Origin of the sequence: Nocardioides zeicaulis, assembly GCF_042432345.1 — a bacterium.
GTDB classification, from domain to species: domain Bacteria; phylum Actinomycetota; class Actinomycetes; order Propionibacteriales; family Nocardioidaceae; genus Nocardioides; species Nocardioides zeicaulis.
On record NZ_JBHLXH010000001.1, the window covers coordinates 2,358,326 to 2,368,515 of the forward strand.

The 10,190-nt window shown below is 71.9% G+C and carries 10 protein-coding genes and 1 tRNA gene; 5 read left to right on the forward strand and 6 right to left on the reverse strand.

The annotated features are described in order from the left end of the window. Positions 1 to 12: 12 nt before the first annotated feature. The 3 genes from ACFFJG_RS11540 to ACFFJG_RS11550 form a co-directional block, all read right to left on the reverse strand. Positions 13 to 86: transfer RNA gene (locus tag ACFFJG_RS11540), tRNA-Pro, on the reverse strand. A 76-nt stretch (positions 87 to 162) separates the two neighbouring features. After that, a complete protein-coding gene (locus ACFFJG_RS11545; protein ID WP_378518872.1) occupies positions 163 to 795 on the reverse strand; it encodes a dihydrofolate reductase family protein in 633 nt (210 codons plus the stop codon). Between the two features lie 8 nt (positions 796 to 803). After that, positions 804 to 1,808, reverse strand: a complete 1,005-nt coding sequence (locus ACFFJG_RS11550; protein WP_378518873.1) for a metallophosphoesterase — start codon at positions 1,806 to 1,808, stop codon at positions 804 to 806. A 25-nt stretch (positions 1,809 to 1,833) separates the two neighbouring features. Between ACFFJG_RS11550 and ACFFJG_RS11555 the strand changes: the two genes are divergently transcribed. Further along, on the forward strand, positions 1,834 to 2,292 hold the full coding sequence (locus ACFFJG_RS11555; protein ID WP_378518874.1) for a GatB/YqeY domain-containing protein: 459 nt from the start codon (positions 1,834 to 1,836) through the stop codon (positions 2,290 to 2,292). Between the two features lie 24 nt (positions 2,293 to 2,316). Here ACFFJG_RS11555 and ACFFJG_RS11560 read toward each other — a convergent pair whose 3' ends face one another. Continuing rightward, entirely contained in the window at positions 2,317 to 4,662 is a 2,346-nt protein-coding gene (locus ACFFJG_RS11560) for a transglycosylase domain-containing protein (RefSeq protein ID WP_378518875.1), read from the reverse strand. A gap of 195 nt (positions 4,663 to 4,857) precedes the next feature. Between ACFFJG_RS11560 and ACFFJG_RS11565 the strand changes: the two genes are divergently transcribed. Next, positions 4,858 to 5,145, forward strand: a complete 288-nt coding sequence (locus ACFFJG_RS11565) for a WhiB family transcriptional regulator (RefSeq protein WP_183079765.1) — start codon at positions 4,858 to 4,860, stop codon at positions 5,143 to 5,145. 14 nt (positions 5,146 to 5,159) lie between these two features. Here the strand turns inward: ACFFJG_RS11565 and bagB are convergent, their stop codons facing one another. Beyond that, positions 5,160 to 6,302, reverse strand: coding sequence for an ArsA family ATPase (gene bagB, locus ACFFJG_RS11570; RefSeq protein WP_378518876.1), 1,143 nt, complete (start codon positions 6,300 to 6,302; stop codon positions 5,160 to 5,162). Further along, complete coding sequence (gene bagA, locus ACFFJG_RS11575) at positions 6,299 to 7,303, reverse strand: ATPase BagA (protein WP_378518877.1); 1,005 nt, start codon at positions 7,301 to 7,303, stop codon at positions 6,299 to 6,301. Before bagA ends, bagB begins: the two co-directional genes overlap by 4 nt. A gap of 100 nt (positions 7,304 to 7,403) precedes the next feature. Here bagA and ACFFJG_RS11580 point away from each other — a divergent pair, with 100 nt between their 5' ends. From ACFFJG_RS11580 to ACFFJG_RS11590, 3 genes are all read left to right on the forward strand, one after another. Next, complete coding sequence (locus ACFFJG_RS11580; protein ID WP_378518878.1) at positions 7,404 to 8,243, forward strand: CoA transferase subunit A; 840 nt, start codon at positions 7,404 to 7,406, stop codon at positions 8,241 to 8,243. A gap of 5 nt (positions 8,244 to 8,248) precedes the next feature. After that, positions 8,249 to 8,929 carry a 3-oxoacid CoA-transferase subunit B gene (locus tag ACFFJG_RS11585; RefSeq protein ID WP_378518879.1) on the forward strand — a complete coding sequence of 227 codons (681 nt, stop codon included), beginning with the start codon at positions 8,249 to 8,251 and terminating at the stop codon, positions 8,927 to 8,929. A gap of 191 nt (positions 8,930 to 9,120) precedes the next feature. Beyond that, positions 9,121 to 10,164 (forward strand): aldo/keto reductase, encoded by a 1,044-nt coding sequence (locus ACFFJG_RS11590; RefSeq protein ID WP_378518880.1) that lies wholly within the window; start codon positions 9,121 to 9,123, stop codon positions 10,162 to 10,164. Positions 10,165 to 10,190: the final 26 nt, after the last annotated feature.

Consider the following 10,190-nt stretch of genomic DNA (forward strand, 5'->3'; position numbering starts at 1 on the left):
GATCCGGTGGTGTCGGGCTGACAGGATTTGAACCTGCGGCCTCCTCGTCCCGAACGAGGCGCGCTACCAAGCTGCGCCACAGCCCGCCGCCCCGGCCGACGAGTCGATCAGGGCAACGCGGGCGAGCATACCGGAGCAGCAAGGCCGCCCCGAAATCGCCCCTCAGGCGTCGGGGGAGCGACGGGTCAGGCTGAGGTGCACGACGCCGCTGGGCGCCACGACGGACTCGATGTGGAACTGTTCCTCGAGTCCCTCGAGCCCCTCCCAGAGCAGGGTGCCGCGCCCCAGCACGAGGGGGACCATCGCGAGGTGGAGGTGGTCGACGAGCCCGGCGGCCACGAAGGTGCGCACGGTCGTCGCGCCGCCCCCGATCCGCACGTCGAGGTCGCCGGCGGCCTCCTGAGCGATCGCCAGCGCGTCGGCCGGCGAGGTCGACAGGAAGTGGAAGGTGGTGCCGCCCTCCATCTCCAGCGGCTCGCGCGGACGGTGGGTCAGGACGTAGGTGGGGGTGTGGAACGGCGGGTCCTCGCCCCACCAGCCGCGCCAGTCGGGGTCGTCCTGCCACCCGGGAGGCCCGAACTTGTTCGCGCCCATGATCTCGGCGCCGAAGCCGACGTCGTACTGCCGGCCGAAGAGGGCGTCCACGCCGTTCGGCGCCCCGGGCCGCCAGGTGGCGAAGCGCCACTCGTGGAGCTTCATCCCGGCGTGGCCGAACGGCGCCTCGAGCGACTGCGGCTCGCCGGCGCCGTAGCCGTCGAGGGAGATCGCGAAGTTGGTGACGCGGACGAGCGGCATGGGTCTCCTCAGCTCGAGGTGGACGTGGAGGTGGACGTGGAGGTGGACGTGGCGGTGGACGTGGCGGTGGACGTGGCGGTGGAGGGGGCGGCCGTCGGGCCGGTGAGCGTCAGCAGCGTCGCCTCGGGACGGCAGGCGACCCGGAGCCGGACGTAGGGGTTGGTGCCGAGGCCGGCGGAGACGTGCAGCCAGGCCGAGCCCGGGTCGCCGGGCGCCGATCCCGCCGGGTGGCGGTGCAGGCCGCGGGCCCGTGCGGGCTCGATGTCGCAGTTGGTGGTCAGCGCCCGGCCGCCGGGGAGGCAGACCTGGCCGCCGTGGGTGTGGCCGGCGATGACCGCGTCGTAGCCGTCGCCGGCGAACCGGTCGAGGACCCGGAGGTACGGCGCGTGGGTGACCGCGAGCCGCACGTCGGCCGAGGCGTCGGCCGGTCCGGCGACGCGCGCCAGGTCGTCGTAGCGCAGGTGCGGGTCGTCGACGCCGACGAACGCGAAGCGGGTGCCGCCGATGCTGAGCGTGCCGAAGCCGTTGGTGAGGTCGAGCCAGCCGGCACGGTCGAAGCGCTCCTTGAGCTCCGGCCACGGCAGCTGCGGGGTGGAGGTGTTGCGGCGCCCGGTGTCGGGCAGGAGGTAGCGCAGCGGGTTGCGGAAGCCGGGCGCGTAGTAGTCGTTGGAGCCCAGCACGTAGACGCCCGGCACGTCGAGCAGCCCGCCGAGGGCCTCGGCCACCACCGGCACGGCGCGCATGTGGGCGAGGTTGTCGCCGGTGTCGACGACCAGGTCGGGCTCGAGGGCCGCGAGGCCACGCAGCCACTCCTGCTTCGCGTGCTGGCCGGGTGCCATGTGGATGTCACTGAGGTGGAGCACCTTCAGCGGGGCGTGGCCGGCGGGCAGCAGCGGCACCTCGACCCGGCGCAGGGTGTACTGGCGGGCCTCCCACGCGGCGTACGCCGTCAGCCCGGCGCCGGCAGCGGCTCCCAGGGTCGCCGTGCGGGCGAGAACGGGGAGGAGGCGCATGCGGCAAGGCTGCCACAATGGACCCATGAGTGCTCTCAAGGACCGTCTCCGCGCCGACCTCACCACCGCCATGAAGGCGCGTGACGAGCTGCGCTCCTCGACGCTGCGGATGGTGCTGACCGCCATCACCAACGCCGAGGTCGCCGGCAAGGAGGCCCGCGAGCTCTCCGACGACGACATCATCGGCGTGCTGTCCACCGAGGCCAAGCGTCGCCGCGAGGCGGCCGTCGCCTTCACCGACGGTGGCCGGGCCGAGATGGCGGCCAAGGAGGCCGCGGAGGGCGAGGTCATCGCCGAGTACCTGCCCGCCCAGCTCGGCGAGGCCGAGATCGCCGACCTCGTCGCCGCCGCCATCGAGCAGACCGGCGCCGCCGGCGAGGGCATGCGCGCGATGGGCAAGGTGATGGGCGTGGTGACCCCGCAGGTCAAGGGTCGCGCCGACGGCGGCGCGGTGGCGGCCGAGGTGCGCAAGCAGCTCGGCTGACCGCCGGCCGGGTCGGTCGAGGCCTCAGCCCCGTCCGCCGCGGCCCTTGCCCTTGCCGCCGCCCTTGCCCTTGCCGCCGCCGGCCGGCGGGACGTAGCCGGTCGAGGTGTAGAGGGTGACGGTGTCGCCGCTGCTGAGGGAGGTGCCGGGCTCGGGCGAGGTGGAGGCGACCAGGCCCTGCCCGGTCGAGGAGTTGACCTCACCGCCGTCGGCCACCACGAAGCCCGCCGCCTCCAGCTGCGAGGTGGCGGCCTCGACGGTCTGCCCCGACACGTCGGGGACACCGGTCAGGACGCCGGCGATCTCGTCGCCGGCCGGGCGCTGGAAGTCCTCGTAGGGGATCTCGTCCTGGATGGCCGACATCGCGTCGCCCCACACCGGGCCGGCGAACCCGGAGCCGGAGGCGGAGTAGATGTAGCGCCCGCCGATGTTCTGGCCCTCCAGCTCGAGCCACTGGCCCTCGCCGTTGGCGCCGGCGATCATCGCCGCGGCCGCGAGCTTGGGGGTGTAGCCGACGAACCACACGGACCGGCCGTCGTTGGTCGTGCCGGTCTTGCCGGCCGAGGGCTTGTCGATCTGGAGCGCGGAGCCGAAGCCGCCCTCCATGACCCCGCGCAGGATGTCGTTGACCGCGTCGGCGGTGGCGCCCGGCATGACCTGCTCGCACTGCGGGCCGAACTCCTTGAGCGGCTGGCCGTCGGAGTCGAGGACCGCGGTCACCGGGCGTGGGTCGCAGTGCAGGCCGCGGGCGGCGAAGGTGGCGTAGGCCTGGGCCATCGTCAGCGGGTCGACGTCGGAGACGCCGAGGATCCACGACGGCACCTGCTGCGCCTGCGGCACGTCGACACCCATCGCCTTGGCCAGCGCCAGCGGCTCGCACATCCCGGTGCGGGTCTCGAGCTGGGCGAAGAAGGTGTTCACCGAGTTCTGGGTGCCGGTGTAGAGGTTGTAGGTGCCGTAGCCGGTGGAGTTCTGCGGGTCCCAGCCGTTGCCGTCACCCGCGTAGGGGCCGTCGCAGGTCTGGAAGTCGGAGTCGTCGAAGTGCATCGTCTGCGGCGAGCTGATGCTGGTGCTGAGCGGGATGCCCTGGTTGATCGCGGAGGCGAGGACGAACGCCTTGAACGTCGAACCGGCCTGGAAGCCGTTGGCGTCGCCGTACTTCTTGGGCACGACGTAGTTGAGGTAGGTCTGGCCGGCCGCCTTGTCCTTGCCCATCGGGCGCGACTGCGCCAGCGCCCGCACGTCGCCCGTGCCGGGCTCGACCATCGCCAGGCCACCGATCGCCTGGTCGGTCGGGAACACGTGGCTGGCGACCGACTGGTCGGCGGCCTTCTGCATGTCGAGGTCGACCGTGGTCTTGATGATGAGGCCACCGTTGTTGAGCGTGCGGCGGCGCTCCTTGACCGTGTCGCCGAGGACCGGGTCCTTGAGCAGCCAGTTGACGACGTAGTCGCAGAAGAACGGCGCCTGCGACTGCTGGCAGCCGTTGGGCGCGGTCTCGATCTGGAGCGTCTTGGCGATCGGCCGCTTCTTGAGCCGCTCGGCCTTCTTCTCGGTGAGCACGCCGAGCTGGGCGAGCCGGTCGAGGACGACGTTGCGGCGGCTCTCGGCGCGCTCGGGGTTGTCGATCGGGTCGTAGCCGACGGGGTTCTTCACCAGCCCGGCGAGCGTGGCCGCCTCGAGCAGGTTGAGGTCCTTGGCGTTCTTGGAGAAGAAGTGGCGGGCGGCGGACTGCACGCCGAAGGCGCCGTCGCCGAAGTAGGCGATGTTGAGGTAGCGCTCGAGGATCCAGTCCTTGGTGTGGTTCTTCTCGAACGCGATGGCATAGCGCAGCTCGCGGATCTTGCGGGCGTAGGTCTCCTCGGTGGCGGCCTTGCGCTCCTCCTCGGTCTCCGCCTGGTAGAGCAGGGTCTGCTTGACCATCTGCTGGGTGATCGAGGAGCCGCCCTGCACCGACCCGCCGTTGGCCTGGTTGGTGATGAAGGCGCGCAGCGTGCCCTTGAGGTCGAGGGCGCCGTGGTCGTAGTAGCGGTAGTCCTCGATGGCGACGATCGCCTTGACCATCGGCCGCGAGATCTGGCTCAGCGGGACGTTGATCCGGTTCTGGTCGTAGAGCGAGGCGATGAGGTTGCCGTTGACGTCGTAGATGCGCGTCTTCTGCGACAGGTCCTTGGCCTCCAGCGACTCCGGGAGGTTGACCATGCCCTTCGAGACGTCCTTGGCCGCGACCCCGACCAGCCCGGCGAACGGGATGGCGAGACAGGCGGTGAGGACGCCCATGACCACGGCGACGGCGCCCATCACCGCGAGGTGGGAGGCGATCCGGCCGGTCTGGGGGCGTCCGTGGGGGCGCTCGGGGCTCGACGGCATGGGGTCAAGGGTACGGGCCCCGGGCCATACCACCTGAATTCCACGCGCGCTGGGACCTAGTCACATCGGACTATGCGATTTGAACCACCTGGCCCTGCCGGGACACCGCAGGATTCGTTTACTTTTCTTCAAGAGTCAGGGATGGCCGCTATGGGGGCGGCCAGTCGGCTCATCAAGAAACTGTGGGGAATCACCATGTGGGTTGAGGACTGGGCAGCAAACGCCGCATGCAAGGGTGACACGCCGGACGCTCTGTTCGTGCGAGGTGCCGAGCAGAACAAGGCCAAGCAGGTCTGCGCGGGGTGCCCCGTGCGCACCGAGTGCCTGGCCGAGGCGCTGGACAACCAGATCGAGTGGGGTGTCTGGGGCGGGATGACCGAGCGTGAGCGCCGCGCGCTGCTCCGCCGCCGCCCGGGTTCGTCCTGGCGCACCATCCTGGAGACCGCCCGCACCAAGGTCGAGGGCCCCGGCGTCACCGTCTGAGACGTGACGGCCCGTCAGTCCTGACGGGCCAGCCGCTGGCCGATCGTGCGCAGGCCGTCGAGGTCGTGCACGTCGCCGGCCAGGGCCGGCACCGCCGCCGTCGCCACCATCGGGTGCGATGCGGCGAACCGCTCGCGGAGGTGCCGTTCCCGCTCGATGATGCGGACCCGGTCGGCGTGCAGCCGCAGCAGGCCCGCGGTGAGCGAGGCCGAGTCGCCGGCGCTCAGCCGGTCGGCCGCAGCGATCGCCTCCTCCGCCGACAGCGCGGAGCGGGGGTCGGGCGTGACCCGGTTGACCACCAGCCCCGCGAGGGGCATGGCGTCGTCGGTCAGCCGGTCGACGAAGTACGCCGCCTCGCGCAGCGCGTCGGGCTCCGGCGCCGCGACCACGACGAACGCCGTCCGGTCGGTCTGCAGCAGCGCGAACGTCTTGTCCGCGCGCTGGCGGAAGCTGCCGAAGAGCGTGTCGAGCGCCGCGACGAACGTCTGGACGTCGCGCAGCATCTGCCCGCCGAGGATCTTGGTGAGCGCGCCGGTGATCACCGAGAACCCCGCCGTCATCAGGCGCGCCGGTCCCTTCGCCGGGGCGAGCAGCAGCCGGATGAGGCGGCCGTCGAGGAAGCCGGACAGCCGCTCGGGTGCGTCGAGGAAGTCCAGCGCGGAGCGCGAGGGCGGCGTGTCGACGACGATGAGGTCGTAGGTGCCGTCGGCCTGCGCCTGGCGGTGGAGCTGGCCGAGCTTCTCCATCGCCATGTACTCCTGCGTGCCGGAGAACGACGTCGACAGCGCGACGTAGAACGGGTTCTCCAGGATCTGGCGGGCCTTCTCGGGGCCGGCCTGGCTCTCGACCACCTCGTCGAAGGTGCGCTTCATGTCGAGCATCATCGCGTCGAGCGAGCCGCCCGACCGCCCCCGCTGCGGGCGTACGCCGCCGACGGGTCGCGGTGTGTTGTCGAGCTGCTCGATGCCCATCGCCTGCGCCAGCCGCCGGGCCGGGTCGATGGTCAGCACCACGACCTTGCGCCCCCGCTCGGCCGCCCGCAACGCCAGCGCGGCCGACGTGGTGGTCTTGCCGACGCCGCCCGACCCGCAGCACACGATGATGCTGGTGCCCGGGTCGTCGAGCAGCGCGTCGACGTCCAGCACGGGGGTGCTCATGCGAGGCCCTGCTTCCGGAGCAGCTGGGCGAGCTCGACGAGCGCCCCCCGGTCGATGCCGCCCGCGATGCGCGGCAGCTCGTAGGTGGGCACGCCCTCCTGGGCGACCAGGGCGCGCTGCTGGTCCTCGAGCCGTCGTCGTACGGCGTGGTCGCGGCCCTCGTCGAGGAGCGACTCCACCAGCCCGGCGTCGACGTCGACCTTGGCGCGGGTGAGGTCCGAGGCGACGGCGGTCGGGTCGACGCGCTCGTCGCGCACCTGCGCGAGCGCGCCGGCGCCCAGGTCGCGCGGGCGGACCAGGTTGACCACGACCCCGCCGACCGGGAGGCCGGCCGCCCGCAGCTCGGCGATGCCGTCGGAGGTCTCCTGCACCGGCATCTCCTCGAGGATCGTCACGAGGTGGACCGCGGTGCGGGGGGAGCGGAGCAGCTCCATGATGTTGTCGGCCTGGTTCTTGATCGGCCCCACCCTGGCCAGGCCGGCGAGCTCGGAGTTCACGCCGAGGAACTGCGAGATCCGCCCGGTCGGCGGGGCGTCGAGCACCACCGCGTCGTAGGTGATCTGCTCCTTGCGCCGGCCGCCGCGAGGGCGCTGCACGGCCTCGTAGACCTTGCCGGTGAGCAGCACGTCACGCACGCCGGGCGCGATCGTGGTGGCGAAGTCGATCGCGCCGAAGCGGTCGAGCGCCTTGCCGGCGCGACCGAGGCGGTAGTACATCGCGAGGTACTCCAGCAGCGCGGACTCCGGGTCGATGTGGAGCGCGTGCACCTGCCCGGCGCGACCGGAGTCGTCGGGGGCGCCCTTGGCGACGCGGCGCTCCTCGTAGGGCAGCGGGTCGACGTCGAACATCCGGGCGATGCCCTGGCGGCCCTCGACCTCGCACAGCAGCACGTTGCGCCCGGAGGTGGCCAGGCCCATCGCGAGCGCCGCGGCCACCGTCGACTTGCCGGTGCCGCCCTTGCCGGTCACCACGTGCAGGCGCACCTTCGGCCAGTCGGTCACGTGGCCAGCGTAGGGGGTGGCTCCACCCGCTCCGGACGCCCGGACGTGCGGTCCCGGGGCACACAGTGGCGGCTGTCACACGACCGTTAGGGTGCCGGGCATGGACAAAGTGGTCACCTCGGCGGCCGAGGCCGTCGCCGACATCCCGGACGGCGCCACGATCGCCGTCGGAGGCTTCGGGCTGTGCGGCATCCCGTCGGTCCTCGTCGACGCACTGCTGGAGGCCGGCACGAGCGACCTCCAGGCCGTGTCGAACAACTGCGGCGTGGACGACTGGGGCCTGGGGCGGCTGCTGCTCGCCAAGCGGCTGCGCCGGATGATCTCCTCCTACGTGGGGGAGAACAAGGAGTTCGCCCGCCAGTACCTCGCCGGCGAGCTCGAGGTGGAGCTGACCCCGCAGGGCACCCTGGCCGAGCGGATGCGGGCCGGCGGCTCGGGCATCCCGGCCTTCTACACCGCGACCGGCGTCGGCACCCAGGTCGCCGAGGGCGGCCTGCCGTGGCGCTACGACTCCGAGGGCAACGTCGTCGTCGCCTCGCCGCCGAAGGAGACCAAGGTCTTCAGCACGGCCGAGGGCGAGAAGGAGTACGTCCTCGAGGAGGCCATCGTCGCCGACTTCGGGCTGGTGCGCGCCTGGAAGGGCGACCGCCACGGCAACCTCGTCTTCCGCGACTCCGCGCGGAACTTCAACCCGCTGGCCGCGATGTGCGGGCGGGTCACCATCGCCGAGGTCGAGCACCTCGTGGAGCCGGGCGAGCTCGACCCCAACCAGGTGCACACCCCCGGCGTCTTCGTGCAGCGGGTCGTCGAGCTGACGCCCGAGCAGGCCGCCGACAAGCGCATCGAGAAGGTCACCACGCGACCGCGCCCCGACACCGGCCAGGGCTCGGCGGCGGACGCGCTGGTCGACGACGCCGCGACGCACGGACTGGGAGGCTGATCCGGATGGCACAGGGCAAGGGCTGGACGCGTGAGGAGATGGCGGCGCGGGCTGCCTCGGAGCTGCAGGACGGCTCCTACGTCAACCTCGGGATCGGGCTGCCGACGCTGGTGCCCAACTACGTCGCCGACGACGTCGAGCTGGTGCTCCAGTCGGAGAACGGCATCCTCGGCGTGGGGGCGTACCCGTTCGAGGGCGAGGAGGACCCCGACCTCATCAACGCGGGCAAGGAGACGGTGACGCTGCGCAAGGGCGCGTCGTTCTTCGACTCCGCGCAGTCGTTCGGGATGATCCGCGGCGGCAAGATCGACGCCGCGATCCTCGGTGCGATGCAGGTCTCGGCCGCCGGCGACATCGCCAACTGGATGATCCCCGGCAAGATGGTCAAGGGCATGGGCGGCGCGATGGACCTGGTCCACGGCGCCAAGCGCGTGATCGTGCTGATGGAGCACACCGCCAAGGACGGCTCGCTGAAGATCCTCGACGAGTGCGACCTGCCCTACACGGGCAAGCGCGTGGTGCAGCGGATCATCACCGACCTCGCGGTCATCGACGTCGTCGACCCCGCGACCGGCGAGGTCGCCCCCTCCGGCACCCTCGGCGACCGCGTGCTCAAGCTCGTCGAGCTCGCCCCCGGTGTGAGCGAGGACGAGGTCCGGGAGAAGACGCAGCCCGAGCTGCACTGACGCCCGCCTCGTCGTCGTACCACCTCGAGAGTCCCCGGATATTCGGGGACTCTCGTGCTGTGCACCCGAGACTGCGGGTGCGCAGCACGAGATGCGGGTGCGAGGTGCGGCCGGGCCGGGTTGTCGCCGGGGGAGTAGACAGGAGCGTGGGCCCCGCGCCCCGTCCGTACGCCCCGCGTGAAGGAGACCCCATGAGCTTCGAGCACCACCGCCCCCTCGGCCGGACCGGCGTCCGGGTCAGCCCGCTGACCCTCGGCGCGATGATGTTCGGCGCCTGGGGCAACCCCGACCACGACGCCTCCATCGCGATCATCCACCGCGCCCTCGACGCCGGCATCAACGTCATCGACACCGCCGACGTCTACGCGCGCGGTGAGTCGGAGGAGATCGTCGGCAAGGCGCTCAAGGCGCGCGGCGACCGCGACGACGTCTTCCTCGCCACCAAGTTCCACGGGAACATGCACGACGAGGACCCCAACCAGGCCGGCAACTCCCGCCGCTGGATCATCCGCGAGGTCGAGGCCTCGCTGCGGCGCCTGCAGGTCGACCACATCGACCTCTACCAGGTGCACCGCCCCAGCCCGGAGGTCGATGTCGACGAGACGCTCGGCGCGCTGACCGACCTCGTGCGCCAGGGCAAGGTCCGCTACATCGGCACCTCGACGTTCCTGCCCTCGCAGGTCGTCGAGGCGCAGTGGGTGGCGGAGAAGCGGGGTCGAGAGCGCCCGGTGGCCGAGCAGCCGCCGTACTCGATCCTGGCCCGCGAGGTCGAGCGCGACATCCTGCCGACCGCGCAGAGGTACGGCCTCGGCGTGCTGCCGTGGAGCCCGCTGGCCGGCGGCTGGCTCTCGGGCCGCTACCGCCGCGGCGAGGAGCCCGCGGCGCGGTCGAGCCGCCTCGACCGGCAGCCCGCGCGGCACGACCCCGAGCACCCGGACAACAAGGTCAAGCTGGAGGCGGTCTTCCGGCTCCAGGAGCTCGCCGACGAGGCGGGGCTGACGATGATCCAGCTCGCCCTCGGCTTCGTGCTCGCCCACCCGGCCGTGTCGTCGGCGATCATCGGGCCGCGCACGATGGAGCAGCTCGAGTCGCAGCTCGGGGTGGAGGAGGTCACCCTGCCCGCCGACGTGCTCGACCGGATCGACGAGATCGTGCCCCCGGGCACGACGATCAACGAGGCCGACAAGGGCTACGCCCCTCCCGCGCTCACCGACGCCTCGCTGCGCCGCCGCTGACCGGGTGCCTGGTGGGTGGCGACTTC